Origin of the sequence: Escherichia sp. WS338, assembly GCF_046486405.1 — a bacterium.
GTDB lineage: Bacteria > Pseudomonadota > Gammaproteobacteria > Enterobacterales > Enterobacteriaceae > Escherichia > Escherichia coli.
Genome location: NZ_JBJQLL010000027.1, coordinates 1 through 26,122, shown reverse-complemented (window position 1 = coordinate 26,122; position 26,122 = coordinate 1). Strand labels below are relative to the sequence as shown.

The window sequence follows — 26,122 nt, the reverse complement described above, 5'->3', positions numbered from 1 at the left end:
GAAACGCCCCCGATTTACCATTAAGCGATCGCGTTCTCTTCCAGTTCACGCATAAACTGGCGTACCCATTCGATACGCGTTTTCCGCTCACTCAAATCCTGAATAAACTTCAGGCGCGTCGGACCATCGAGGCGATAATGCTGCGGCTGTTTTTGCAGCAAACCAATCAACCAGGCCGGATTAACGTGATTCTTCTCGGCAAATTCGATCACGCCGCCTTTCTCATTACCTTCCAGCTTCCTGATCCCCAGTTTCTGCGCTTGCTGGCGCAGACGGGCAATATCCAGCAGGGTACGCGCCGGATCCGGCAGCAGGCCGAAGCGATCGATAAGCTCGACTTTGATCTCTTCCAGTTCGTTTTCCGTTTTGGCGCTGGCAATACGTTTGTAGAACGACAGACGCGTGTTCACGTCAGGGATGAAATCATCGGGCAATAGCGACGGCATCCGCAGCTCGACTTCTGTTTGCTGACTGGTGAGATCTTCCAGCGACGGCTCGCGTCCGGCTTTCAGCGCATCGACAGCGTTTTCCAGCAACTCCATATACAGCGAGAAACCGATGGTTTCCATTGAGCCGCTTTGTTCTTCGCCAAGCAGTTCACCTGCGCCGCGGATCTCCAGATCGTGCGTTGCCAGCGCAAAACCTGCCCCGAGATCTTCCAGCGAGGCAATCGCTTCAAGACGTTTTTGCGCATCGGTAGTCATCGCTTTTGGATGCGGCGTCAGCAGCCATGCATATGCCTGGTGGTGCGAACGCCCGACGCGACCGCGTAACTGGTGCAACTGTGCCAGACCGAAGTGATCCGCGCGTTCAATGATAATGGTGTTGGCGGTAGGAATGTCGATCCCGGTTTCGATAATGGTGGTACAAACCAGCACGTTGAAACGTTGATGATGGAAATCATTCATCACCCGTTCCAGTTCGCGCTCACGCATTTGCCCGTGACCGATGGCAATCCGCGCTTCAGGTACCAGTTCTGCCAGCCGTTCGGCGGCTTTCTGGATGTTTTCCACATCATTGTAGAGATAATAAACCTGTCCTCCGCGCAAAATTTCACGCAGGATCGCCTCCCGGACCACCAGACTGTCATACTCACGGACAAAGGTTTTAACTGCCAGACGACGGGCGGGCGGCGTGGCGATAATCGACAGGTCACGCATTCCGCTCATTGCCATATTCAGCGTACGTGGGATCGGCGTTGCAGTAAGCGTCAGAATATCCACGTTCGCGCGCATCGCTTTAATGCGCTCTTTATGACGCACCCCGAAGCGGTGTTCTTCATCGACAATCAGCAGGCCTAAATCTTTAAACTTGACGTCACTTTGCAGCAGTTTGTGCGTACCGATCAGAATATCGATTTTCCCTTCCGCTACTTCCGCAAGGATTTGCGTCTGCTCTTTGGCGCTGCGGAAACGGGAGATCATTTCGATACGTACCGGCCAGTTGGCGAAACGGTCGCGGAAGTTGTCGTAATGCTGCTGCGCGAGAAGGGTGGTTGGCACCAGCACCGCCACCTGCTTGTGGTTATCTACTGCCAGGAAAGCGGCGCGCATCGCCACTTCTGTTTTACCAAAGCCAACATCGCCGCACACCAGACGATCCATTGCCAGCGGCTGACACATGTCGCTAAGCACCGCATTAATGGCCTGCGCCTGATCCGGCGTGGTTTCAAACGGGAAGCTGTCGCAGAACAACTGATACTGCTCGCGATCGTGTTTAAACGCGAAGCCCTCTTTGGCGGCGCGTTGCGCGTAAATATCCAGTAATTCTGCCGCCACATCACGCACTTTTTCCGCCGCTTTCTGCCGCGCGCGTGACCACGCATCGCCGCCAAGTTTATGCAGCGGGGCGTTTTCTTCCGCGCCACCTGCGTAACGGCTAATCAGATGCAGTGACGACACCGGAACATACAGTTTGGCGTCGTTGGCATAGGTGAGCATCAGGTACTCGCCAGTAATACCGCCCGCTTCCAGCGTGGTCATTCCGGCATAGCGCCCGACACCGTGCTCCAGATGGACCACCGGCTGACCAATATGCAGCTCCGCGAGGTTACGGATCAGTGTATCGGGGTTGATGGCGCGGCGAGAATCCTGACGACGACGGGCAACGCGTTCACCGAGCAGATCGCTTTCGCAAATCAGCGCCAGATTACGTACCGTATCGACAAAACCATGTTCGGCAGCGCCAATCATCAAATAACGCCCACGGTCGCTGGCTTCATCAAGACGCATAATGCGTTGCGGAGCAATTTTAATTCGCGCGAGCAGTTCACCCAGCGCTTCACGGCGACCTTCACTTTCTACCGAGAACACCACCGGACCGTCGAAAGACTCGAGGAACTTACGCAGCGCATCCAGCGGTGCTTTTTGTTGTGCCTGAACGGCCAGGTCTGGCAGTTTCTGGAAACATAAATTGGCATTCGCGGCTTTTGTCGGTAAATGTTCAGTTTTTAGCTGCACACGCGGCCAGTTTTTCAGCTCTGAAAAGAGCTCGTCTACCCGCAGCCAGAGCGATTGTGGTGGCAACAGTGGGCGCATCGGATCGACGCCGCGATTTTCAAAACGCGCCAGCGTGTCAGCCTGGAAACGTTCGGCACTGTTTTCCAGATCGCCAGTATTCACCAACAGCGTATTGGCAGGGAAATAACTGAACAGTGGCGGCAGCGGTTCGCTGAAGAATAGCGGCTGCCAGTACTCGATCCCGGCAGGTAATGTGCCTTTACTCACTTGCTGATAAATATGTTCCGGATCGCGCTTCACTTCGAAGGTATCGCGCCACTGGCTGCGAAACAGTTCAATTGCCGCTTTATCGGTCGGAAATTCGTGCGCGGGCAGCAGATTGATCTCTTCTACTTCCTCCAGCGTGCGCTGGCTATCGACGTCAAACACTCGCAGGCTGTCGATTTCATCATCAAAGAAATCAAGACGATAAGGCAGCTCACTGCCCATCGGGAAGAGATCCAGCAACGCGCCGCGCGTGGCGTATTCGCCGTGCTCCATTACCTGGTCAACATGGCGATAACCGGCGCTGTCCAGTTGGGTTCGTAATGCATCTCGTGACAGGCGCTGACCTTTTTTCATCACCAGCGCATGACCGTGGAGAAAACTGTGCGGGCAAACGCGCTGCATAAGCGTATTCACCGGAACAATCAGTACGCCACGCTGCATGGTCGGTAGCTGGTAAAGGGTGGAAAGGCGCGAGGAGATAATGTCCTGATGAGGCGAAAAACTGTCGTAGGGAAGGGTTTCCCAGTCCGCCAGATTCATCACCATCTGATCGGTAAACTGGCTGATTTCATCATGCAAACGCAGAGCATTTTGCATATCTGGTGCAATAAGTACCACCGGACCGGCGTGACGTTCGGCAATTTCCGCTACCAGCGTCGCGCAGGCAGCGCCGGTTAACTCGCCCAGCAGACGCTGCTCACCCGCTTTGACGGGCAGCGTATAACGATATTGTTCAGGCATAACGGTTGTCAGATTCTCGTTAGGATATGCCTCAACATATGGGGGCATATCTCTGATAAGCAATGCTGTTCATTATCCGTAATCGACATGGTTTAGCAAATTGAATCGCCCCGGCTGGGGCGATGGCTTAGCGGGAGTAACTGACGGCAGCGGGCAGTGAAGGCGGGGAGAACAACAGATCGCTGAATGCACGCTGTGAAAGTTTTCTTACCAGCAAGCCCGCAACAGTACAGATGAACAAACTGACAAAGGGATAAACCATCAGGAGTGTCAGTTCGACTTGCGGCGACCAGCGTGCCGCGTTCATTGGCGCAAGCAGAGTTAAGCTGAATATCTCTACCAGAATGCGATGGGTGGTGTAGATAGCAATGGTGTTGGTGCCAATCACATTCAGCAGGCTGGTGGAGCGCATACCGAAACGTTGCTCGTATTGATAAAACAGCTTCATGATCACCACAATCGATACCAGCGACAACAGCAGCGAGATAGTAAACAACCAGGCACCGACCGCCAGAACGGTCAGCAAAGAAGCCATCAGCAGATGGCGGCGCAACGGCACCTCTTTAACGTAGGTCATTAATGTTGCGCCAAACCATGCGCCAAGGCTGTAATAAGGCAAATTGCGGATCACACTGTTCATTCCCCACCACGGCGTGGGAACGAAATTAACCGCCACACTCATCAGTACAAACAAGGCGAATAGTGGCAGCGCCAGACGGCTAAAAATTTTACATACCACGAAATAAACAATTAACGCATACAGATACCACAAACTGGTGCTGGCGGTGATCATCCCGTGCAGGAACTCACCGGTGGAATCGGCATACGCGGCATTGGAGGCATTGCTTAAATCGCGCTCAGGTGCCAGCCACTGGTTCAGCGCACTTAACGCCAGCCACTGCACCACGCCCCAAAGCGCCAGCACCCAGAAGATGTTCCAGATCCGTTTATCGAGACAATTTCCCCACGGTACGCTGTCGATATAACGGCGAATCAAATAGCCGGATATAAAGAAAAAAACCGGCATACGAAAGGGTGCAAGGTAAAGATTGAAATAGATCCAGCATTTGCTCAGGACTTCCGATAACGGATGCTGAAAAGTGCTCAGATGCGGATAAAAGGTAATCACCGAGTGATAAATCACTACCAGACAAATACATAATCCTTTGATCTGGTTAATCCATAGCTCTTTTTGTTTCATCAGGACAACACGCTCTTTTTATTTAACATGCTGTTGATCCTGAGGGGCCAGTCGCGTGGTGTAATGCGTATCTGTCTGTATTTGGTTATTTTTCAGATAAAGATCAGGCTACAAGGCCGATGAGAAAATGAGGCCCTTTAGCCGATTGATTTGCTGGCACTTTTCAGATTAGCCCTGACGATCACTTACAGTTCAGACGTTTACCCATCCCGCTTTCGCTTATATACTCGTGTCTTTGCTAACAGCAACCAGACGGATTTCATGTACCAACCTGTCGCTCTATTTATTGGCCTGCGTTACATGCGTGGGCGTGCAGCGGATCGCTTCGGTCGTTTCGTCTCCTGGCTTTCTACCATCGGCATTACCCTCGGGGTGATGGCGCTGGTCACAGTATTGTCAGTGATGAACGGCTTTGAGCGCGAGCTACAAAACAACATCCTTGGCCTGATGCCACAGGCAATTCTCTCTTCTGAGCATGGCTCTCTTAACCCGCAGCAACTCCCGGAAACGGCAGTCAAACTGGACGGCGTTAATCGCGTCGCACCTATTACTACCGGTGATGTGGTACTGCAAAGCGCGCGCAGCGTGGCGGTCGGGGTGATGCTGGGTATCGACCCGGCACAAAAAGATCCACTAACGCCGTATCTGGTCAATGTGAAACAAACTGACCTCGAGCCGGGGAAATATAATGTCATCCTCGGTGAACAGCTGGCCTCACAGTTGGGCGTCAATCGCGGTGATCAAATCCGCGTGATGGTGCCATCTGCCAGCCAGTTCACGCCGATGGGGCGTATTCCAAGCCAGCGCCTGTTCAATGTGATTGGCACTTTCGCCGCCAACAGTGAAGTCGATGGCTATGAAATGCTGGTGAATATTGAGGATGCCTCGCGTCTGATGCGTTATCCGGCAGGCAATATTACCGGCTGGCGTTTGTGGCTGGATGAGCCGCTGAAAGTCGACTCATTAAGTCAACAAAAACTGCCTGAAGGCAGCAAATGGCAGGACTGGCGTGACCGTAAAGGCGAGCTGTTCCAGGCCGTACGCATGGAAAAAAATATGATGGGCTTGCTGCTGAGCCTGATTGTTGCCGTAGCGGCGTTTAACATTATTACCTCGCTGGGGCTAATGGTGATGGAGAAGCAGGGCGAAGTCGCGATCCTGCAAACGCAAGGCTTAACTCCGCGACAAATCATGATGGTCTTTATGGTGCAAGGGGCCAGCGCCGGGATTATCGGTGCGATCCTCGGAGCGGCGCTTGGCGCACTGCTTGCCAGCCAGTTAAATAATCTGATGCCGATAATCGGCGTCCTGCTTGATGGCGCGGCGCTGCCGGTCGCTATCGAACCTTTACAGGTCATTGTTATTGCGCTGGTGGCGATGGCTATCGCGCTGCTGTCTACGCTTTACCCTTCATGGCGCGCTGCCGCCACACAACCCGCTGAGGCTTTACGTTATGAATAAGATCCTGTTGCAATGCGACAACCTGTGCAAACGCTATCAGGAAGGCAGTGTGCAAACCGATGTGCTGCACAATGTCAGTTTCAGCGTGGGCGAAGGTGAAATGATGGCAATTGTCGGTAGCTCTGGTTCCGGTAAAAGTACCTTGCTGCACCTGTTAGGCGGGCTGGATACGCCAACCTCCGGCGATGTGATCTTTAACGGTCAGCCGATGAGCAAACTGTCGTCGGCGGCGAAAGCAGAACTGCGCAACCAGAAGCTGGGCTTTATTTATCAGTTTCACCACCTGCTGCCGGATTTTACTGCCCTGGAAAACGTGGCTATGCCGCTGCTGATTGGCAAGAAAAAGCCCGCTGAAATCAACAGCCGTGCGCTGGAGATGTTAAAAGCGGTGGGGCTGGAGCATCGTGCGAATCACCGCCCATCTGAACTTTCTGGCGGCGAACGCCAGCGCGTGGCGATTGCCCGTGCGCTGGTCAATAACCCGCGGCTGGTGCTGGCGGATGAACCTACTGGTAACCTCGATGCACGTAACGCCGACAGCATCTTCCAGTTGCTTGGAGAATTGAATCGCTTGCAGGGCACCGCCTTCCTGGTGGTTACTCACGACCTGCAACTGGCAAAACGTATGAGCCGCCAACTGGAGATGCGTGATGGTCGTCTGACGGCGGAACTGAGCCTGATGGGGGCGGAGTAATGGCGATGCCTTTATCGTTATTGATTGGCCTGCGTTTTAGCCGCGGACGGCGGCGCGGCGGCATGGTGTCGCTGATCTCCGTCATTTCTACCATTGGCATTGCCCTTGGCGTGGCGGTATTGATCGTCGGCTTAAGCGCGATGAACGGCTTTGAACGCGAACTGAATAACCGCATTCTGGCGGTGGTGCCGCATGGCGAAATAGAGGCGGTGGATCAACCGTGGACTAACTGGCAGGAAGCCCTGGATAACGTGCAAAAAGTGCCAGGTATTGCCGCCGCTGCGCCGTATATCAATTTCACCGGACTGGTAGAAAGTGGTGCCAATCTGCGCGCAATCCAGGTGAAGGGCGTTAACCCGCAACAGGAACAGCGTCTGAGCGCATTACCCTCGTTTGTTCAGGGGGATGCCTGGCGCAATTTTAAAGCGGGCGAACAGCAAATTATCATCGGCAAAGGCGTGGCGGATGCGCTGAAAGTGAAGCAGGGCGATTGGGTGTCGATTATGATCCCCAACTCGAATCCCGAGCATAAACTGATGCAGCCAAAACGTGTGCGTTTGCACATTGCCGGTATTTTGCAGTTGAGTGGTCAACTCGATCACAGTTTTGCCATGATCCCGCTGGCCGATGCTCAGCAATATCTTGATATGGGTTCCAGCGTGTCAGGTATTGCCCTTAAAATGACGGATGTTTTCAACGCCAATAAGCTGGTACGCGATGCGGGGGAAGTGACCAACAGCTATGTTTATATTAAAAGCTGGATTGGTACTTACGGCTATATGTATCGCGATATCCAGATGATCCGCGCCATTATGTATCTGGCGATGGTACTGGTGATTGGTGTGGCCTGTTTCAACATCGTCTCCACCTTAGTGATGGCGGTGAAAGACAAGAGTGGCGATATCGCAGTATTAAGAACGCTGGGGGCGAAAGATGGCTTAATTCGCGCCATCTTTGTCTGGTATGGATTGCTGGCAGGGCTGTTCGGCAGCCTGTGTGGTGTGATTATCGGCGTAGTGGTTTCACTGCAACTTACCCCGATTATTGAGCGGATTGAAAAGCTGATCGGTCATCAGTTCCTCTCCAGCGATATCTATTTTATTGACTTCCTGCCATCGGAATTGCACTGGCTGGACGTCTTCTACGTACTGGTCACAGCATTGTTGCTGAGTCTTTTGGCAAGTTGGTATCCGGCGCGGCGCGCCAGTAATATTGACCCTGCGCGAGTCCTTAGCGGCCAGTAAAGGCAGTACATTAAAACAAGGAGCGGCAATGTATTACGGGTTTGATATTGGTGGAACAAAAATTGCGCTAGGCGTGTTTGATAGCGGTCGGCAGTTGCAGTGGGAAAAGCGGGTGCCGACACCGCGTGACAGCTATGACGCATTTTTAGATGCAGTGTGCGAGCTGGTAGCCGAAGCTGACCGGCGTTTTGGCTGTAAAGGTTCTGTCGGCATCGGTATTCCGGGAATGCCGGAAACAGAAGATGGTACGCTGTATGCCGCCAATGTCCCTGCTGCCAGCGGTAAACCGCTGCGTGCCGACCTGAGCGCACGTCTTGATCGCGATGTACGCCTTGATAACGATGCCAACTGTTTTGCCCTTTCTGAAGCATGGGATGATGAATTTACTCAATATCCACTGGTGATGGGGTTGATTCTCGGCACCGGCGTTGGCGGCGGGCTGATTTTCAACGGTAAACCCATTACCGGTAAAAGCTATATTACCGGCGAGTTTGGCCATATGCGTCTGCCGGTTGATGCGTTAACCATGATGGGGCTGGATTTCCCGTTACGCCGCTGCGGCTGTGGTCAGCATGGCTGCATTGAAAATTATCTGTCTGGTCGCGGTTTTGCGTGGCTGTATCAACACTATTATCATCAACCGTTGCAGGCTCCTGAGATCATTGCGCTTTATGATCAAGGCGATGAGCAGGCAAGGGCGCACGTTGAGCGTTATCTGGATTTATTAGCGGTTTGTCTGGGAAATATCCTGACCATTGTTGACCCTGACCTGGTCGTCATTGGTGGTGGCTTATCGAATTTCCCGGCAATCACAACGCAACTGGCGGAAAGGTTGCCTCGTCATCTCTTACCTGTAGCTCGTGTTCCGCGCATTGAACGCGCGCGCCACGGTGATGCGGGGGGAATGCGTGGTGCGGCCTTCCTACATCTAACCGATTAATCAACAGAGGTTGCTATGCTGTCGCGTCGGGGTCATCGGTTAAGTCGTTTTCGTAAAAATAAACGCCGCCTGCGCGAGCGTTTGCGTCAGCGTATTTTTTTCAGAGATAAAGTGGTGCCGGAAGCAATGGAAAAACCAAGAGTACTCGTACTGACAGGGGCTGGGATTTCTGCGGAATCAGGTATTCGTACCTTTCGCGCCGCAGATGGCCTGTGGGAAGAACATCGGGTTGAAGATGTGGCAACGCCGGAAGGTTTTGATCGCGATCCTGAACTGGTGCAAACGTTTTATAACGCCCGTCGTCGACAGTTGCAGCAGCCAGAAATTCAGCCTAACGCTGCACATCTTGCGCTGGCGAAACTGCAAGATGCTCTCGGCGATCGCTTTTTGCTGGTGACGCAGAATATCGACAATCTGCATGAACGCGCAGGCAATACCAATGTGATTCATATGCATGGGGAACTGCTGAAAGTACGTTGTTCGCAAAGTGGCCAGGTCCTCGACTGGACCGGAGACGTTACGCCAGAAGATAAATGCCATTGTTGCCAGTTCCCGGCACCCTTGCGCCCGCACGTAGTGTGGTTTGGCGAAATGCCACTCGGCATGGATGAAATTTATATGGCGTTGTCGATGGCCGATATTTTCATTGCTATTGGTACTTCGGGGCATGTTTATCCGGCGGCTGGGTTTGTTCACGAAGCGAAACTGCATGGCGCGCACACCGTGGAACTGAATCTTGAACCGAGTCAGGTTGGTAATGAATTTGCCGAGAAATATTACGGTCCGGCAAGCCAGGTGGTGCCAGAGTTTGTTGAAAAGTTGCTGAAGGGATTATAAAGCGGGAAAAATTGCCTGATGCGCTACGCTTGACAGGCCTGTGAAGGGGCGAAATTAATTGAATTTGCGGGTTTTGTGGGCCGGATAAGGCGTTCGCGCCGCATCCGGCAACTTTACTGCCTCTTTTACCGTTTACTCGTCCATAGTAACGCGGCAATAAACGTACAGACACCAATCAGCCCTGCCCAGAGTGGCGATATTCTGGTAATCGCAAAGCTGTTATCGATATACAAACATAAAGCCTGATAACCCATATTGGCAACAGCCATCGCCACTGCAAATTTTAACGCATAATAAAGGCGCGTTGTGTAGTTAAAAAATGTAGCAAAGACGATGAATGCAACTGCCCAGGCAAAAAGGCCTAATGTCGTGGTACTGCCGGGTGGATCATTTTCATGCTGTTGTCCGGGATGCGGATAATATGTCAGTGGTGGCGTCGGTTGTTTTAATATCTGTGCTTGTAAAACAGCCAATGCATTATTGATATCCTGATACCAGAGATCCGCATGTAAATAAGCCAGCGTGTGATTTTCTACCAGAAGGCCGAGATGTTTATCGTCCATACTGCTTTCGACCTGGCCGTTGGTTATCATAATTAACCGTGGCTCGCGGGTAGTAAAGAGTAACAGAACACTTCCTTTTACATTACTCATTGAAGATGCCGCATGCGCCAGCATCGCTTTGCCATTTTGCCTGAGACTGGCTTCATTATTAATGTCGGGTAAAACCACAATAAACGGTACAACTCCGGTTTGTTGGCGAAAAAGTTCGGCTTTATGCGCGATCTCTTCAGCATCTGGTACAGTACCGGTAACATCCGTAAAAAGTGTCTTCATTATTGGAATTAAGGGCTTACTGATTGCCGTCAGAGGCAGGAACATCAGTAAACTGAGCAGTATCATGATTTTTTTCATGGGCGGGACTTCCGTTTCCTGCGTGTCTTTTTAGAGGAGGGCATACTGATTAATAAACCGACGGCGATAAAAATAACGCCCATAATGCCGATAAACCCCCATTTAAAAAAATTAACCCACGGGTTATTTATCTCAGCCTTTTCAGGATGTCCTGGAGAATAATAAACATTAACTTTATCGCCTTCGCTGTCTTCATAAAAATCGCTGCCAATACTCGAATTGAAAATTAGCGTGTAATCTGGCGTCGGACGAAAGGCAATGACGGGATACCACGAACCATTTTTACCCGTGCGATGAGAATGACTGGAGTGCCAGACGGTATCAACAATGACGCCTTCAGTATGAATCGCGTCTTTGCTATAGGTGAACTGGTTATAAAAGATAACAACAGAAATGAGGATCAGTACCAGACCGATACCGAAGAATATACGAAAGAAAACTCTACTGTCCTGGCTCATTAGCCACATCCTTGCTAAATAAAAAACGGGCGGTAATACCACCGCCCACTTGCTGAATTAACGTCCTGCTTTCAGCTTCTGATAATACTCTTCATAAATGCTGCTGGCGGAGCCTACGTCATTTTGCCATTCACCATTTTTAATGGTTTCAGCATCCGGGTAGAGCGTTTTATCGTTCGCCACTTCCGGACTTAACAGCTTACGCGCCGCAAGGTTTGGCGTTGGATAACCGATAGTTTCAGCAACCTGTTTTGCCACATCCGGGCGCAGCAGGAAGTTGATCAATTTCAGCGCGCCTTCTTTGTTTTTGGCATTTGCCGGGATCGCCAGGCTGTCCATCCAGAAAATGCCGCCTTCTTTCGGCCATACCACATCAATTGGCGTACCCGCCTGGCGTGCAACGAAAGCAGAACCGTTCCAGATCATGCCGAGGTTAACTTCGCCTTCCATATACGGGTTAGCGGGGTTATCGGAGTTAAACGCCGCGACGTTTGGCATCAGTTTTTTCAGCTCGTTGTATGCAGCTTCAATCTCTTTCGGATCGGTGGTGTTACCGGAGTAGCCCAGCTTACGCAGCGCCATCTGGAACACTTCACGGGCATCGTCGGTCAGCAGCAGGCTGCCTTTGTACTCAGGCTTCCACAGATCGGCCCAGCTGGTGACAGATTTCGGATCCACCGCATCACCGTTAACGCCAATCGCCGTTGCACCCCAGATATACGGAATGGAATAGTCGTTATTCGGGTCAAACGGCTTGTTGAGCATGTCTGGATCGAGGTTGCTGAAATTGCTTAACTTCGACTTGTCGATCTTCTGGATCATCCCTTCTTTACGCATTTTATCGACGTAATAGGTTGAAGGAACCACCAGGTCATAGGCACCGTCTTTGTACGTTTTCAGCTTCGCGTACATGGTTTCGTTCGACTCGTAAGTCGAATAGATAACCTTAATACCGGTTTCTTTGGTGAACTGTTCAAGCAGTCCTGGCGGCACGTACTCGGTCCAGTTGTAGAAATACAGCGTGTTGTTGTCATCGGCGTGAGCGGCGCTCATGCCCAGTGCCAGAGCACCCGCCGCGAGCAGGTGGCGTGACCATTTTTTCATTTAACGTCCCCTGTGTTACCTTTCGTTTTATCACGAGCAATAAGCTGGCTGGCAATTACCATCACCAGCGACAGCACCAGTAATATGGTTGCCAGCGCGTTAACTTCCGGCGATACGCCGACTTTGACCATCGAATAAATTTTTAACGGCAGAATTTCATAACTCGGCCCGGTGACAAACGAAGAAACCACCACGTCGTCCATCGACAGGGTAAAGCTTAACACCCAGCCCGCCGCTACCGCTGGCATTGCCAGAGGCAGAATGATTTTTCGCAGAATGGTAAATTCGCTGGCACCGAGATCTTTCGCCGCTTCCAGCATTCGCACGTCAAAACCTTTCAGGCGCGAATACACTGTCACCACCACAAATGGCAGGCAGAAGGTGATATGCGAGAACAGCAGCGACCAGAAGCCAAGCTGAATACCCAGCAGCATAAACAGCACCAGCAGCGAAATCGCCATCACGATATCTGGTGACATCATCACCACAAACAGCATTCCGCTAACGAACGGCTTACCACGAAAGCGATAACGGTACAGCGCAACTGCCGTCAGTGAACCGATAAGCGTAGCAAACGTCGCCGAAAACACCGCCATTGTTAGTGAATGCTGCGCTGCCTGTAACAGGCTGTCGTTGTTCATCAGCAGGCTATACCATTTGGTGGTAAAACCCTGCCAGTTGATGCCAAAGCGCGAGCTGTTAAAGGAGTTCACAATCAAAATAATGATTGGGATATACAGGTACGCGTAGATAGCGGTCATAAAACCGCCGCGAAGCAGTCGACCGATCATTCGAGTTCCACCTTCTTATTCAGCAGACGAGAAGCGCGCCAGTAAACCAGCAACATCAGGCCCATTACGATAGTCAGCGTAATGCTGGTGGCTGCACCAAACGGCCAGTCACGAATATTGAGGAACTGTACCTTGATGACGTTACCGATCAGCAGGTTTTTCGCACCGCCCATCAGGTCGGACACATAGAACAGGCCCATCGCTGGCAGCATCACCAGCAGACATCCGGCAATAATTCCCGGCATCGTTAGTGGGATAATGATGCGGATAAAGGTCTGCAACTTGCTGGCACCGAGATCGCGCGCCGCCTCAAGCAACGGCTTATCCAGTTTTTCGATACTGGAGTACAGCGGCATCACCATAAACGGCAGCAGAATGTAAACCAGACCGATAATCACCGCACTAGGCGTGAACATGATGCGAATTGGTGTATCGATAACGCCCAGCCAGAGCAAAAACTCGTTGAGATAGCCTTTGGTGCTGAGGAAAATTTTCAGCCCGTAAATACGAATCAATGAGTTGGTCCAGAACGGAACAATCAGCAGAAACAGCAGCAGCGGACGCACCTTGTGTGGCAGCTTCGCCAGAAACCAGGCAAAAGGATAGCCCAGCACCAGGCTGGCGAGGGTGGCGATCAGCGCCATATTCAGCGAGTGCAATAGCACTTCAAAATAGAGCGGATCGAGCAGACGCGTGTAGTTATCCAGCGTAAAGACCATTTTGACGAAACTGGCGTCGTCGCGGGTCAAAAAGCTGGTGCCAATGATCATCAGGTTGGGCAGAAAGACAAACAACACAAGCCAACCGACAATAGTGACAATCACTACATTCTGGAACTTACTTGTGTTCTTCATCAGCCAGTACGACCTCCCAGCTTTCTACCCAATTAATGGCCATTTTTTGGTCGAGAGAGTGGTCAAAGTCAGGATCGTCTTCATTGAAGAATTCGCTGACCATCACCATCTTGCCATTTTCCAGCTCAACAACCGACTCCAGCGTCATGCCTTTGTAGTTACGCTCGCGAACGTAACCAATCAGCCCTTCGGCGTGGTTGTCGTCGTTAATCTCTTCAACACGTAAGTCTTCCGGGCGCAGCAGAACATGCAGTTTTTGCCCCGGTTCAACGGCGAAGTTAACGTAGATATTACATTCGCGGCCTTCAACGTTGGCGCGTACGCGCTGCTCGTCGAGACGTTCGATGACAGTGGCGTTAAACATATTGATTTCGCCAATAAACCCGGCAACAAACAGGTTTTTCGGCTCTTCGTAGATTTCACGCGGCGTGCCGTCTTGCTCAATGCGACCATCGCGCATCACCACGATCCTGTCCGACATGGTAAGTGCTTCTTCCTGGTCGTGAGTTACGAACACGAATGTAATGCCAAGCTTACGCTGTAACGCTTTCAGCTCGTTCTGCATTTGCTTGCGCAGTTTGTAATCCAGCGCTGAGAGCGACTCATCCAGCAACAACAGACGAGGCTTGTTAACCACCGCGCGAGCAATGGCGACGCGTTGCTGTTGACCACCAGAGAGCTGATGCGGTTTGCGTTGAGCGAAGGTTTCCAGCTGCACCATCCGCAGGGCTTCCATCACGCGGGGCGTAATTTCAGCAGCGGGGGTTTTTTGCATGCGCAACCCAAAGGCCACATTTTCGAACACGGTCATGTGGGGGAAAAGTGCGTAGCTTTGGAAAACAGTGTTCACGTAGCGGTTTTCCGCCGGAACGTGGGTGATGTCCTCGTTATCCAGCATGATGCGTCCGGAATCAACAGTTTCCAGACCTGCAATCAGGCGAAGAACGGTTGTTTTACCGCAGCCAGAAGGGCCAAGCAGCGTGAGGAACTCGCCATTGTTGATAGTCAGATCCAGCTGGGGAATGACCTCTTTACCATCAAAGCATTTGCGAATTCCCGCCAATTGCACCAGCGGTGAAAGCGAACTCGGTTGTTTATTCAATTTTTTACTCTGTCCCATGTAAACGCAACGGATGGCTTACCGATGCGGGGTTTGTGGTTAACCACCTTGGTGACTCTTAATGAGGGCGGTAATTCTACGGCAAACCGCTTGAATCGCCAATCTTTGTTGTGAATTACTGGCTTAGCTTTATATTCATTAAGGTAATGCTGATAAATATTCCCGCTTGCAGGGCTAAAAGTGACCTGACGCAATATTTGTCTTTTCTTGCTTCTTAATAATGTTGTCACAAAAAGTGAGGGTGACTACATGGATAAACTACTTGAGCGATTTTTGAACTACGTGTCTCTGGATACCCAATCAAAGGCAGGGGTGAGACAGGTTCCCAGCACGGAAGGCCAATGGAAGTTATTGCATCTGCTGAAAGAGCAGCTCGAAGAGATGGGGCTTATCAATGTGACCTTAAGTGAGAAGGGCACTTTGATGGCGACGTTACCGGCTAACGTCCCTGGCGATATCCCGGCGATTGGCTTTATTTCTCATGTGGATACCTCACCGGATTGCAGCGGCAAAAATGTGAATCCGCAAATTGTTGAAAACTATCGCGGTGGCGATATTGCGCTGGGTATCGGCGATGAAGTTTTATCACCGGTTATGTTCCCGGTGCTGCATCAGCTACTGGGTCAGACGCTGATTACCACCGATGGTAAAACCTTGTTAGGTGCCGATGACAAAGCAGGTATTGCAGAAATCATGACCGCGCTGGCGGTATTGCAACAAAAAAACATTCCGCATGGTGATATTCGCGTCGCCTTTACCCCGGATGAAGAAGTGGGCAAAGGGGCGAAGCATTTTGATGTTGACGCCTTCGATGCCCGCTGGGCTTACACCGTTGATGGTGGTGGCGTAGGCGAACTGGAGTTTGAAAACTTCAACGCCGCGTCGGTCAATATCAAAATTGTCGGTAACAATGTTCACCCGGGCACGGCGAAAGGAGTAATGGTAAATGCGCTGTCGCTGGCGGCACGTATTCATGCGGAAGTTCCGGCGGATGAAAGCCCGGAAATGACAGAAGGCTATGAAGGTTTCTATCACCTGGCGAGCATGAAAGGCACCGTTGAACGGGCCGATATGCACTACATCATCCGTGATTTCGACCGTAAACAGTTTGAAGCGCGTAAACGTAAAATGATGGAGATCGCCAAAAAAGTGGGCAAAGGGTTACATCCTGATTGCTACATTGAACTGGTGATTGAAGACAGTTACTACAATATGCGCGAGAAAGTGGTTGAGCATCCGCATATTCTCGATATCGCCCAGCAGGCGATGCGTGACTGCGATATTGAACCGGAACTGAAACCGATCCGCGGCGGTACCGACGGCGCGCAGTTGTCGTTTATGGGATTACCGTGCCCGAACCTGTTCACTGGCGGTTACAACTATCATGGTAAGCATGAGTTTGTGACTCTGGAAGGTATGGAAAAAGCGGTGCAGGTGATCGTCCGTATTGCCGAGTTGACGGCGCAACGGAAGTCGTGATTGCCCGATGCGTATGTGGACTGCCAATTACCGGGATGAAACCTTTATATTGACACTGGTCCACATACTTATCGTGCCTACAGGCGTTCAGTGCATGTAGGCACGATAAGGCGCAATCAGCGCCGCATCCGGCTTAAATCCAAACTTACCCTTCGAAGAACCAGTATCCGCTATTGACCAGCGCCGCGAGCATCGCGAGGAATGACGGATCTTCCAGCGCATCGCCAAAATTCTCCGCGGTCAGCGCAATGTTGCTGGCGAGCGCATCCAGTGCCGGACGGTGCGGGGAATCGATCTTCTCACCATTGGCATACACGTCGTCGCCAATGCGCAATACGCGCAGACCCCCCAGGCGCACCAGCACATCACCTTGTTTCAGCGCATCGTAGATTTCATCCGGCTGATAAGGCGGCTCTGGCGGCGCGATATCCAGTTCATGACGTGACTGGGATATAAACTCGCCAAACCATTGCTTAAAGTGTTCCGGCTGGTTGATCAATTCGAGCATCATCTCACGCAGTTTATCCATCTCTTGCGGCAGAACGTCCGCAGGATGAGCGCGAGGTGGAACATCAGGATCGCTGTAGTAGTTGCCGCCCAGTTCACGTTGCAGCACATAATCGGCAAATCCACTAATCAGTTCCCGCGTATTTGGCGCGCGAAAACCCACGGAATAGTTCATCGCATTTTCCAGCGCGTAGCCTTCATGCGGGAATCCTGGCGGAATATAAAGAATATCGCCTGGCTCCAGTTCTTCATCAATGATGGCTTCGAACGGATCAACCTGTAACAGATCCGGGTGCGGGCAGTGCTGTTTCATTTGCAGCTTTTCGCCCACTCGCCAGCGACGGCGACCAGTACCCTGAATGATAAACACGTCGTACTGATCGAGATGCGGGCCGACGCCGCCGCCAGGTACGGAAAAAGAGATCATCAGGTCATCAATACGCCAGTCCGGCAGTTCACGGAACGGTCGCATCAGCGCGGCGGTCGGCTCATGCCAGTGGTTCACTGCCTGCACTAACAATGACCAGTTAGTTTCACCGAGATGATCGTAGCTTTCGAACGGGCCGTGGCTGACCTGCCATTTGCCATCCTGGTGACTGACCAGTCGACTGTCGACTTCGCTTTCCATCGCCAAACCCGCCAACTCGTCTGGAGAGATCGGGTCAATAAAATTATTAAAGCCGCGTTTTAACACCACCGGACGTTTCTGCCAGTGACGTTCAAGAAAATCGGGCCAGTTTAGAGTGAGTTGGTATTCCATGTTAAGCATCCACAGGCTGGTATCTGCAACCGATTATAACGGATGCTTAACGTAATGCGTGAAGTATGGACATATTTATTCATCTTTCGGCGCAGAATGCTGGCGACCAAAAATCACCTCCATCCGCGCACCGCCCAGCATGCTCTCTCCGGCGACGATTTTACCCTCATATTGCTCGGTGATTTCGCGGGCTACCGCCAGCCCTACACCTTGCCCAGGGCGTAAAGTATCAACCCGTTGACCACGGTCGAAAATGACCTCTCGCTTGCTTAATGGAATACCGGGGCCATCATCCTCGACCACAATATAGAGATGCTCGTCGGTTTGCCTTGCAGAAATTTCGACAAACTCGAGGCAATATTTACAGGCATTATCCAGCACATTGCCCATCACCTCGACAAAATCGTTCTGCTCACCGACAAAGCTGATCTCTGGCGAAATATCGAGAGAGATATTGACCCCTTTGCGTTGATACACTTTGTTCAGCGCCGAGGTGAGATTGTCCAGCAGTGGAGCGACCGGATGCAGCTCGCGGCTGAGCAATGTCCCGCCGCGCATACTGGCACGATGCAGGTAGTAGCCAATTTGCTGTGAAATGCGGCTGATTTGCTCCAGCATTACCGGTTCAGCATCACTGACGCTCATCTTTTCACTACGCAGAGAACGCAGCGTACTTTGCAGCACCGCCAGTGGCGTTTTCAGACTATGGGTCAGGTCGGTGAGCGTCGTACGATATTTGTCGTAACGTTCGCGTTCACTTTTTAACAATCGGTTCAGGTTTCGTACCAGACTGGTCAGTTCTCGCGTTGTGGCTGGATTGAGCAATTCGCGGTTATGTTCTTCCAGTTCGCGGACTTCTTTTGCCAGGGCTTCGATGGGGCGTAAACTCCACCAGGCGGCGACCCACAGCAGCGGGATCACTAACAGCAGATTGGCTGAGAGCACATAGATAAACCAGCTCCAGACCATATAGGAACTTTTTAGCTCCACCGGAATGGTATCCACCACCACAATGGTCAACTTTGGCATCCGCGATGTTGCCGGGTAGACGTTTACCGCCACCGAGTGGGTCATCTCCGCGTCGTCATCATCTTCCCGCACTTCCTGCAACTGTTGCTGTATCGAATGATCTCCACTCAGCAAGAGGCTGGTATCGTTAACATCCGCTTCAATTTCATGAAAACCATTCGATTTCAGCCAGTCAGGCTGGATCATCTTCATCAGCCAGGGCACGTCACGTTGCGCCCATAAAAGCTGCCCGTTCTCATCATAAATTAGTGTCATCGTGGGGCTTTGCTTGTCGATATTTTCGGGTAACTCGACATGCAACTTATTGTTTTCCCACTTCGCAAGGGTATAGAACAGATTGCTCTCGCCACGTAACAGCCGAAACGTGGTTTTATCGAAACTGACGCTATAACCGATCAGCGCGACCATTCCGTAGGCAAGCGAAAGCACCAGTACTACCGCTGCCGTTGCCAACAGAAAACGTACCCGCAGCGAGAGCGGGAAAAAAAGACGCAGTAATTTTTTCATCAGCGCAATTCGAACAGATAGCCCTGGCCGCGAACGGTGGTAATCACTTCTTGCGGATATTGTGCCTGAATTTTTTTGCGCAGACGTCCCATCAGTACATCAATGGTATGGCTTTCCCGCAGCTCCGCATCCGGATAGAGTTGGAGCATTAACGAATCTTTGCTCACCACTTTGCCATTATTGCGTATCAACGTTTCCATAATGGTGTATTCGAACGCGGTCAGTTTGATCACTTCGTCATTAATAGATAATTCACGGCGAGAGAGATCAACCTGAAACGGTGGTAGCGAAATGACCTGTGAAGCCAGACCGCTATTACGCCGCATTAATGCCTGCATTCGCGCCATCACCTCTTCAATATGAAACGGTTTAGTCACGTAATCATCAGCGCCAGCACTTAATACTTCGACTTTGTCCTGCCAGCTTTCACGGGCGGTTAATACCAGAATCGGCAGTGAAACATCATTGCTACGCCAGCGGCGAATCAGTGACAGACCGTCCTCGTCAGGCAAACCGAGATCGACAATCGCAATATCCGGTAAATGTTCATTGAGATAATAATCGGCTTCTTTGGCATCTTCTGCGTCATCGACCTGATGACCAGCATCCTGAATCTGAACTTTAAGATGGTGACGTAACAACGCATTGTCTTCAACAACCAGTACGCGCATTTTTATTTCTCCCTGTCTTAATTATTAAAATAGTGTAACGCGATTATGTGGTTATGGGGGTAAACATTAAATAAACCAGCGGGAAGGGGAGGTAAAGTGAAAAAACAAAAAGTGGATAATCTTAATAAGCAGGCCGGACAGCATCGCCATCCGGCACTGATTTGAGGCTTATTTCAGCTCATCAACCATGGTGATGGCGCGACCAATATAGTTAGCCGGCGTCATCGCTTTCAGGCGGGCTTTCTCTTCTTCTGGCAACGCCAGACCGTCGATAAACTGCTTCATGCCTTCGGCGTCAACGCGCTTACCGCGAGTCAGCTCTTTCAGCTTCTCGTACGGTTTTTCGATGCCATAGCGACGCATAACTGTCTGGATTGGCTCAGCCAGCACTTCCCAGTTGTGATCCAGTTCATCCAGCAGATGGTCACGGTTCACTTCCAGTTTGCTCACCCCTTTCAGGGTGGATTGATACGCAATCAGCGCATAACCGATACCCACGCCGAGGTTACGCAGCACGGTGGAGTCGGTCAGGTCACGCTGCCAGCGGGAAACCGGCAGTTTGCTTGCCAGATGCTGCAATACCGCGTTGGAAAGGCCCAGATTCCCTTCGGAGTTTTCGAAGTCGATCGGGTTAACTTTATGCGGCATGGTGGAAGAACCAATCTCACCAGCAATGGTTTTCTGTTTGAAGTGGTTAAGGGCGATATAACCCCAGACGTCACGGTCAAAGTCGATCAGAATGGTGTTGAAGCGCGCAACGCAATCAAACAGCTCGGCAATGTAGTCGTGCGGTTCGATCTGGGTAGTGTACGGGTTCCACTGAATACCCAGCGAGGTGACGAACTCTTCGCTGAACTGATGCCAGTCAACTTCCGGGTAAGCGGCGATGTGGGCGTTATAGTTACCGACTGCGCCGTTGATTTTACCGAGGATCTCCACCTGATTAAGCTGGCGGTACTGGCGCTCCATACGGTAGGCGACGTTAGCCATCTCTTTACCGATGGTTGACGGCGTGGCTGGCTGACCGTGGGTACGGGACAGCAGCGGGATATCGCGATACTGAACGGCGAGATCTTTAATGCCATCAATCAGTTGACGCCAGTACGGCAGGATCACTTCATCACGCGCGGTTTTCAGCATCAACGCGTGGGAGAGGTTATTGATATCTTCCGAAGTACAGGCAAAGTGGATGAATTCAGAAACCGCATGCAGTTCCGGGATCTCCGCCACTTTTTCTTTCAGGAAATACTCAACCGCTTTAACGTCGTGGTTAGTGGTACGCTCGATGGTTTTGATGCGTGCTGCATCTTCTTCGCTGAAACTGGCGACAATTGCATCAAGGTAACCGATTGCGTCGGCAGCAAAAGCAGGAACTTCCTTGATCGCTGCGTGCGCGGCCAGTTTTTGCAGCCAACGTACTTCAACTTGTACACGGAATTTCAGCAAACCATATTCGCTGAAAATCCCGCGCAGCGCGCTGACTTTATCGCCGTAGCGTCCATCGACAGGGGAAACGGCGGTCAGTGAGGATAATTCCATAGATCACAACTCCGGGGTTAAATGAGCAAGAATTTGTTTTGCCTGAGTGGTCAGGCGATTACGAGAAAACATCAGTTGCAGACGTCCGCCGCCGACCTGGTGCCAGAGCACGGCGGCGCGAATGCCTGCCAGCAGGGTAGCGCGAACTTTCGCCTGCACTTGTGGGCTTTGCAGTACAGCAGGGGAACCGGTGACCTGAATGCGCGGGCCAAGCGGGCTAATCACATCAACATAGATAGCAGCCATCGCGCTCATCAGCGTTTCGGACTGTAAATCGAAGTGTTCGAGCTGGCGTTGCAGGCCGTTGATCCCGTTGCCCAGAGTGTCGAGCGCACCTTTCGCTGAGGAGAGTTTGCGCTCAAGCACCATCAGGCTGAGTGTGTAGCGGGTTAACTCAGCGTTTAAGCCCTGGCGACTGCTGGCATTGAGCACGCCGAGCAAGGTTTCCAGCCCGACGCGCAGGTTGGCTTCGCTACCGCCAAAAACCGCCAGCGTCGAGCTGGGGTTCATATCAATAATACTGTTGAGTGAGACGTGTAGCGCATCGGCATCACAATGCCCCTGGTGAGCGAGTTGTTGCACCAGGCGTGCCGACTGACAAATACCGGCCAGAGCGAGGGTGATGTCATAGTAATTCTTTGCCACGTTCACTGCTTCCTTGTTTTAAGTAAAGAAAATAATCAGACCGGCAGCGGCAGACGCTGCTCAATAATACCGCCACCGAGGCACACTTCACCGTCATAGAAGACGGCAGACTGGCCCGGCGTCACGGCGGCAACCGGCTCATCGAAAATCACTTCAATGCGATCATCGTCCAGCGCCTTGACGGTGCACGGAATGTCGGTCTGGCGATAGCGGGTTTTTACCGTGCAACGCATAGTGCCGGTGAATGGTTCGCGATCGACCCAGTGCAACTGCTGGGCAATCAGACCGACAGACATCAGACGCGGGTGTTCATGGCCCTGCGCAACAATCAGAATGTTGTTTTCGACGTCTTTATCGACCACATACCACGGTTCTTCGGTGCCTTCTTTGGTGCCACCAATACCCAGACCTTTACGCTGACCGAGGGTGTGATACATCAGCCCCTGGTGTTCACCAATTTCATCGCCATCGACGGTAATGATTTTGCCCGGTTGCGCCGGGAGATAACGGCCCAGGAACTCGCGGAATTTACGCTCGCCGATAAAGCAGATACCGGTAGAGTCTTTTTTCTTCGCGGTGACCAGACCGAGATCTTCAGCAATCTTACGCACCTGCGGTTTTTCCAGTTCGCCGACCGGGAACAGGCTTTGCGCAATTTGCTCATGGCTGAGCGTATAAAGGAAGTAGCTCTGGTCTTTATTGCTGTCCAGGCCACGCAGCAGGCGGCTCTTGCCATCGACATCTGCCCGACGTACGTAATGACCGGTAGCGATATAATCGGCACCTAAATCTTCGGCGGCAAATTCGAGGAAAGCTTTAAATTTGATCTCTTTGTTGCACAGAATATCCGGATTTGGCGTGCGACCGGCTTTATATTCGGCAAGGAACAGTTCGAAGACGTTGTCCCAGTACTCGGCAGCAAAGTTAACGGTGTGCAGTTCAATGCCGAGCTTGTCGCAGACAGCCTGGGCATCAGCCAGATCCGCTGCCGCTGTGCAATATTCCTCACCGTCGTCTTCTTCCCAGTTCTTCATAAACAGGCCTTCGACCTGATATCCCTGTTGTTGCAACAGCCAGGCAGAAACGGAGGAATCGACACCGCCGGACATGCCGACGATTACTTTTTTTGCGGTTTCAGACATTGGATCACTCACGACATTGAACTTCAAGGCGGCGTATTCTATCACGCAGCCTTTTAGATGACACCCTTTGTAAAAGGCCAGTTAAAATCGCCAATCATCTCCAGCGGATAGCGTTGCCCGCTTTGATAACAACGAATACTTTCCGCCACCAGCGGCGAACGCAGATTTGACGCCTGTAAAATTTCTTCGGCGCTGACCCAACGGCAGCAGTCGATATCGCTGTCATGAGGCTGGGTCGGGCATATTTGCTCAAGCTCAATAGCAAACAGGAAACGCAAAAACGGCGTTTTATCTGGCGCAATCCACTGATGCATACGAATAAAGTGTTGCGGCTGCGCGCTGATGCCGGTTTCTTCCCACAGCTCACGGGCGGCGGCTTCCACTAAGGTTTCATCGGCTTCCAGATGCCCGGCAGGTTGGTTCCATAACGCTTTACCATTAATCGTCTCTTCAACGACTAAAAATTTGCCTTCTGCGTGCACCACGCAAGCAACGGTAACGTGCGGTTTAAACATTTTGCATCCTTAATCTGTCACTTCTCGCCATTCGCCATTGGCAAGATTATCCAAAGAGTAATCACCCATCGCATAGCGAATCAGTCGCAGCGTGGGGAAACCAACATGGGCGGTCATGCGGCGCACCTGGCGATTACGTCCTTCATATAAGGTGATCTTCAGCCAGCTGGTGGGAATACTTTTGCGTTCACGAATTGGTGGATTCCGCGGCCATAACCACGCAGGTTCGTCAACCAGCTCCGCGCCGGCGGGCAGGGTAGGGCCATCATTTAAGGTTACGCCATTGCGCAAGGCTTCAAGTGCGTCTTGTGTGGGAATACCTTCCACCTGCACATAATAGATTTTTCCGGTGCGTTTACCCGGCTGGGTTAAACGCGCCTGCAACGCGCCGTTATTGGTCAGTACCAGTAACCCTTCGCTATCGCGGTCAAGACGACCTGCCGCATAAACGCCCTGAACCGGGATGAATTCTTTTAATGTTTTGCGTCCGGCTTCATCGGTGAACTGCGGAAGAACATCGTAGGGTTTATTGAACAGGATCACACGCGTGGGCTGGTTTTCAGGTTTACGCCTGGTAGAACGTTGCGAGCTGAATCGCTTAACCTGGTGATTTCTAAAAGAAGTTTTTTGCATGGTATTTTCAGAGATTATGAATTGCCGCATTATAGCCTAATAACGCGCATCTTTCATGACGGCAAACAATAGGGTAGTATTGACAAGCCAATTACAAATCATTAACAAAAAATTGCTCTAAAGCATCCGTATCGCAGGACGCAAACGCATATGCAACGTGGTGGCAGACGAGCAAACCAGTAGCGCTCGAAGGAGAGGTGAATGGAAAGTAAAGTAGTTGTTCCGGCACAAGGCAAGAAGATCACCCTGCAAAACGGCAAACTCAACGTTCCTGAAAATCCGATTATCCCTTACATTGAAGGTGATGGAATCGGTGTAGATGTAACCCCAGCCATGCTGAAAGTGGTCGACGCTGCAGTCGAGAAAGCCTATAAAGGCGAGCGTAAAATCTCCTGGATGGAAATTTACACCGGTGAAAAATCCACACAGGTTTATGGTCAGGACGTCTGGCTGCCTGCTGAAACTCTTGATCTGATTCGTGAATATCGCGTTGCCATTAAAGGTCCGCTGACCACTCCGGTTGGTGGCGGTATTCGCTCTCTGAACGTTGCCCTGCGCCAGGAACTGGATCTCTACATCTGCCTGCGTCCGGTACGTTACTATCAGGGCACTCCAAGCCCGGTTAAACACCCTGAACTGACCGATATGGTTATCTTCCGTGAAAACTCGGAAGACATTTATGCGGGTATCGAATGGAAAGCTGACTCTGCCGACGCCGAGAAAGTGATTAAATTCCTGCGTGAAGAGATGGGCGTGAAGAAAATTCGCTTCCCGGAACATTGCGGTATCGGTATCAAGCCGTGTTCTGAAGAAGGCACCAAACGTCTGGTGCGTGCAGCGATCGAATACGCAATTGCGAACGATCGTGACTCTGTGACCCTGGTGCACAAAGGCAACATCATGAAGTTCACCGAAGGCGCGTTTAAAGACTGGGGCTACCAGCTGGCGCGTGAAGAGTTTGGCGGTGAACTGATCGACGGCGGCCCGTGGCTGAAAGTTAAAAACCCGAATACCGGCAAAGAGATCGTCATTAAAGATGTGATTGCTGATGCATTCCTGCAACAGATCCTGCTGCGTCCGGCTGAATATGATGTTATCGCCTGTATGAACCTGAACGGTGACTACATTTCTGACGCTCTGGCTGCACAGGTCGGCGGTATCGGTATCGCCCCAGGCGCAAACATCGGTGACGAATGCGCCCTGTTTGAAGCCACCCACGGTACTGCGCCGAAATATGCCGGTCAGGACAAAGTTAACCCTGGCTCTATTATTCTCTCCGCTGAGATGATGTTACGCCATATGGGCTGGACTGAAGCCGCAGACCTGATTGTTAAAGGTATGGAAGGCGCGATTAACGCGAAGACCGTAACCTATGACTTCGAGCGTCTGATGGAAGGCGCTAAACTGCTGAAATGCAGCGAGTTTGGTGATGCGATCATCAAGAACATGTAATCTCTACATGTGTTAAATATTGAAACGGGCGTATAACACGCCCGTTGTTTTTGTGCACAGAAAACCCCCAGCTAGGCTGGGGGTTCCGGAAAGCTTTCAGCTTTGAGCCAGTTATTAAAACCCCTTTTGATTTGTTAAAACACCTTGCGGTCTGGCAA

23 protein-coding genes are annotated in these 26,122 nt (G+C 51.5%); 7 read left to right on the top strand and 16 right to left on the bottom strand.

What is annotated here, in order from left to right; genetic code table 11:
- Positions 1–20: 20 nt before the first annotated feature.
- Together mfd and ACJHWT_RS19390 are read right to left on the bottom strand one after the other, a co-directional pair.
- Positions 21–3,467 carry a transcription-repair coupling factor gene (gene mfd, locus ACJHWT_RS19395; RefSeq protein ID WP_001317768.1) on the bottom strand — a complete coding sequence of 1,149 codons (3,447 nt, stop codon included), beginning with the start codon at positions 3,465–3,467 and terminating at the stop codon, positions 21–23.
- A gap of 127 nt (positions 3,468–3,594) precedes the next feature.
- Entirely contained in the window at positions 3,595–4,668 is a 1,074-nt protein-coding gene (locus ACJHWT_RS19390; protein WP_000810221.1) for an acyltransferase family protein, read from the bottom strand.
- Positions 4,669–4,929: 261 nt separating this feature from the next.
- On the opposite strand from ACJHWT_RS19390, the gene lolC reads away from it, so the two are divergent.
- From lolC to cobB, 5 genes are read left to right on the top strand one after another with little or no spacing between them, the layout of a single operon-like run.
- Positions 4,930–6,129: a lipoprotein-releasing ABC transporter permease subunit LolC gene (gene lolC / locus ACJHWT_RS19385; protein ID WP_000284714.1), complete on the top strand. Its 1,200-nt coding sequence runs from the start codon at positions 4,930–4,932 to the stop codon at positions 6,127–6,129.
- Positions 6,122–6,823, top strand: coding sequence for a lipoprotein-releasing ABC transporter ATP-binding protein LolD (gene lolD / locus ACJHWT_RS19380; RefSeq protein ID WP_001033695.1), 702 nt, complete (start codon positions 6,122–6,124; stop codon positions 6,821–6,823). Before lolC ends, lolD begins: the two co-directional genes overlap by 8 nt.
- Positions 6,823–8,067, top strand: a complete 1,245-nt coding sequence (gene lolE / locus ACJHWT_RS19375; protein ID WP_001251361.1) for a lipoprotein-releasing ABC transporter permease subunit LolE — start codon at positions 6,823–6,825, stop codon at positions 8,065–8,067. Before lolD ends, lolE begins: the two co-directional genes overlap by 1 nt.
- Positions 8,068–8,095: 28 nt before the next feature.
- A complete protein-coding gene (gene nagK / locus ACJHWT_RS19370) occupies positions 8,096–9,007 on the top strand; it encodes an N-acetylglucosamine kinase (RefSeq protein ID WP_000291301.1) in 912 nt (303 codons plus the stop codon).
- Positions 9,008–9,022: 15 nt separating this feature from the next.
- Complete coding sequence (gene cobB / locus ACJHWT_RS19365) at positions 9,023–9,844, top strand: Sir2 family NAD+-dependent deacetylase (protein WP_000952746.1); 822 nt, start codon at positions 9,023–9,025, stop codon at positions 9,842–9,844.
- A gap of 125 nt (positions 9,845–9,969) precedes the next feature.
- On the opposite strand, the gene ACJHWT_RS19360 is transcribed toward cobB, so the two are convergent.
- Genes ACJHWT_RS19360 through potA form a run of 6 tightly spaced genes read right to left on the bottom strand, consistent with a single transcriptional unit; the run spans position 9,970 to position 15,085 of the window.
- Positions 9,970–10,758 (bottom strand): hypothetical protein, encoded by a 789-nt coding sequence (locus tag ACJHWT_RS19360; protein ID WP_000723292.1) that lies wholly within the window; start codon positions 10,756–10,758, stop codon positions 9,970–9,972.
- Positions 10,755–11,216 carry a DUF3592 domain-containing protein gene (locus ACJHWT_RS19355; RefSeq protein WP_001317769.1) on the bottom strand — a complete coding sequence of 154 codons (462 nt, stop codon included), beginning with the start codon at positions 11,214–11,216 and terminating at the stop codon, positions 10,755–10,757. Before ACJHWT_RS19355 ends, ACJHWT_RS19360 begins: the two co-directional genes overlap by 4 nt.
- Positions 11,217–11,273: 57 nt before the next feature.
- Positions 11,274–12,320, bottom strand: coding sequence for a spermidine/putrescine ABC transporter substrate-binding protein PotD (gene potD / locus ACJHWT_RS19350; protein ID WP_000759310.1), 1,047 nt, complete (start codon positions 12,318–12,320; stop codon positions 11,274–11,276).
- Positions 12,317–13,111 carry a spermidine/putrescine ABC transporter permease PotC gene (gene potC / locus ACJHWT_RS19345; protein WP_000580316.1) on the bottom strand — a complete coding sequence of 265 codons (795 nt, stop codon included), beginning with the start codon at positions 13,109–13,111 and terminating at the stop codon, positions 12,317–12,319. Before potC ends, potD begins: the two co-directional genes overlap by 4 nt.
- Positions 13,108–13,965, bottom strand: a complete 858-nt coding sequence (potB, locus tag ACJHWT_RS19340) for a spermidine/putrescine ABC transporter permease PotB (RefSeq protein ID WP_000799412.1) — start codon at positions 13,963–13,965, stop codon at positions 13,108–13,110. The genes potC and potB overlap by 4 nt, the downstream gene beginning before the upstream one ends.
- A complete protein-coding gene (potA, locus tag ACJHWT_RS19335) occupies positions 13,949–15,085 on the bottom strand; it encodes a spermidine/putrescine ABC transporter ATP-binding protein PotA (RefSeq protein ID WP_000531594.1) in 1,137 nt (378 codons plus the stop codon). The genes potB and potA overlap by 17 nt, the downstream gene beginning before the upstream one ends.
- Positions 15,086–15,334: 249 nt before the next feature.
- Between potA and pepT the strand changes: the two genes are divergently transcribed.
- A complete protein-coding gene (pepT, locus tag ACJHWT_RS19330) occupies positions 15,335–16,564 on the top strand; it encodes a peptidase T (RefSeq protein WP_000359447.1) in 1,230 nt (409 codons plus the stop codon).
- 145 nt (positions 16,565–16,709) lie between these two features.
- Here the strand turns inward: pepT and roxA are convergent, their stop codons facing one another.
- From roxA to rluE, 8 genes are all read right to left on the bottom strand, one after another.
- Positions 16,710–17,831: a [50S ribosomal protein L16]-arginine 3-hydroxylase gene (roxA, locus tag ACJHWT_RS19325; protein ID WP_001295435.1), complete on the bottom strand. Its 1,122-nt coding sequence runs from the start codon at positions 17,829–17,831 to the stop codon at positions 16,710–16,712.
- A 75-nt stretch (positions 17,832–17,906) separates the two neighbouring features.
- Positions 17,907–19,367: a two-component system sensor histidine kinase PhoQ gene (gene phoQ, locus ACJHWT_RS19320; RefSeq protein WP_000735412.1), complete on the bottom strand. Its 1,461-nt coding sequence runs from the start codon at positions 19,365–19,367 to the stop codon at positions 17,907–17,909.
- Positions 19,367–20,038, bottom strand: a complete 672-nt coding sequence (gene phoP, locus ACJHWT_RS19315; RefSeq protein WP_001265481.1) for a two-component system response regulator PhoP — start codon at positions 20,036–20,038, stop codon at positions 19,367–19,369. The genes phoQ and phoP overlap by 1 nt, the downstream gene beginning before the upstream one ends.
- A gap of 168 nt (positions 20,039–20,206) precedes the next feature.
- Positions 20,207–21,577 (bottom strand): adenylosuccinate lyase, encoded by a 1,371-nt coding sequence (purB, locus tag ACJHWT_RS19310; RefSeq protein WP_000423742.1) that lies wholly within the window; start codon positions 21,575–21,577, stop codon positions 20,207–20,209.
- 3 nt (positions 21,578–21,580) lie between these two features.
- A complete protein-coding gene (gene hflD / locus ACJHWT_RS19305; RefSeq protein ID WP_001317771.1) occupies positions 21,581–22,222 on the bottom strand; it encodes a high frequency lysogenization protein HflD in 642 nt (213 codons plus the stop codon).
- Between the two features lie 35 nt (positions 22,223–22,257).
- The gene (gene mnmA, locus ACJHWT_RS19300; protein WP_001317772.1) at positions 22,258–23,364 is read right to left on the bottom strand and encodes a tRNA 2-thiouridine(34) synthase MnmA; all 1,107 of its coding nucleotides are present in this window, start codon (positions 23,362–23,364) and stop codon (positions 22,258–22,260) included.
- Between the two features lie 53 nt (positions 23,365–23,417).
- A complete protein-coding gene (gene nudJ, locus ACJHWT_RS19295; protein ID WP_000476093.1) occupies positions 23,418–23,879 on the bottom strand; it encodes a phosphatase NudJ in 462 nt (153 codons plus the stop codon).
- Positions 23,880–23,888: 9 nt separating this feature from the next.
- Entirely contained in the window at positions 23,889–24,542 is a 654-nt protein-coding gene (gene rluE, locus ACJHWT_RS19290; RefSeq protein WP_001248691.1) for a 23S rRNA pseudouridine(2457) synthase RluE, read from the bottom strand.
- Positions 24,543–24,713: 171 nt separating this feature from the next.
- On the opposite strand from rluE, the gene icd reads away from it, so the two are divergent.
- A complete protein-coding gene (gene icd, locus ACJHWT_RS19285) occupies positions 24,714–25,964 on the top strand; it encodes an NADP-dependent isocitrate dehydrogenase (RefSeq protein WP_000444487.1) in 1,251 nt (416 codons plus the stop codon).
- Positions 25,965–26,122 lie beyond the last annotated feature (158 nt).

Excerpts from the sequence above, each read along its gene's own strand:
- mfd (WP_001317768.1), bottom strand. The coding sequence starts at position 3,467 with ATGCCTGAACAATATCGTTATACGCTGCCCGTCAAAGCGGGTGAGCAG.
- ACJHWT_RS19390 (WP_000810221.1), bottom strand. The coding sequence starts at position 4,668 with ATGAAACAAAAAGAGCTATGGATTAACCAGATCAAAGGATTATGTATT.
- lolC (WP_000284714.1), top strand. The coding sequence starts at position 4,930 with ATGTACCAACCTGTCGCTCTATTTATTGGCCTGCGTTACATGCGTGGG.
- lolD (WP_001033695.1), top strand. The coding sequence starts at position 6,122 with ATGAATAAGATCCTGTTGCAATGCGACAACCTGTGCAAACGCTATCAG.
- lolE (WP_001251361.1), top strand. The coding sequence starts at position 6,823 with ATGGCGATGCCTTTATCGTTATTGATTGGCCTGCGTTTTAGCCGCGGA.
- nagK (WP_000291301.1), top strand. The coding sequence starts at position 8,096 with ATGTATTACGGGTTTGATATTGGTGGAACAAAAATTGCGCTAGGCGTG.
- cobB (WP_000952746.1), top strand. The coding sequence starts at position 9,023 with ATGCTGTCGCGTCGGGGTCATCGGTTAAGTCGTTTTCGTAAAAATAAA.
- ACJHWT_RS19360 (WP_000723292.1), bottom strand. The coding sequence starts at position 10,758 with ATGAAAAAAATCATGATACTGCTCAGTTTACTGATGTTCCTGCCTCTG.
- ACJHWT_RS19355 (WP_001317769.1), bottom strand. The coding sequence starts at position 11,216 with ATGAGCCAGGACAGTAGAGTTTTCTTTCGTATATTCTTCGGTATCGGT.
- potD (WP_000759310.1), bottom strand. The coding sequence starts at position 12,320 with ATGAAAAAATGGTCACGCCACCTGCTCGCGGCGGGTGCTCTGGCACTG.
- potC (WP_000580316.1), bottom strand. The coding sequence starts at position 13,111 with ATGATCGGTCGACTGCTTCGCGGCGGTTTTATGACCGCTATCTACGCG.
- potB (WP_000799412.1), bottom strand. The coding sequence starts at position 13,965 with ATGAAGAACACAAGTAAGTTCCAGAATGTAGTGATTGTCACTATTGTC.
- potA (WP_000531594.1), bottom strand. The coding sequence starts at position 15,085 with ATGGGACAGAGTAAAAAATTGAATAAACAACCGAGTTCGCTTTCACCG.
- pepT (WP_000359447.1), top strand. The coding sequence starts at position 15,335 with ATGGATAAACTACTTGAGCGATTTTTGAACTACGTGTCTCTGGATACC.
- roxA (WP_001295435.1), bottom strand. The coding sequence starts at position 17,831 with ATGGAATACCAACTCACTCTAAACTGGCCCGATTTTCTTGAACGTCAC.
- phoQ (WP_000735412.1), bottom strand. The coding sequence starts at position 19,367 with ATGAAAAAATTACTGCGTCTTTTTTTCCCGCTCTCGCTGCGGGTACGT.
- phoP (WP_001265481.1), bottom strand. The coding sequence starts at position 20,038 with ATGCGCGTACTGGTTGTTGAAGACAATGCGTTGTTACGTCACCATCTT.
- purB (WP_000423742.1), bottom strand. The coding sequence starts at position 21,577 with ATGGAATTATCCTCACTGACCGCCGTTTCCCCTGTCGATGGACGCTAC.
- mnmA (WP_001317772.1), bottom strand. The coding sequence starts at position 23,364 with ATGTCTGAAACCGCAAAAAAAGTAATCGTCGGCATGTCCGGCGGTGTC.
- nudJ (WP_000476093.1), bottom strand. The coding sequence starts at position 23,879 with ATGTTTAAACCGCACGTTACCGTTGCTTGCGTGGTGCACGCAGAAGGC.
- rluE (WP_001248691.1), bottom strand. The coding sequence starts at position 24,542 with ATGCGGCAATTCATAATCTCTGAAAATACCATGCAAAAAACTTCTTTT.
- icd (WP_000444487.1), top strand. The coding sequence starts at position 24,714 with ATGGAAAGTAAAGTAGTTGTTCCGGCACAAGGCAAGAAGATCACCCTG.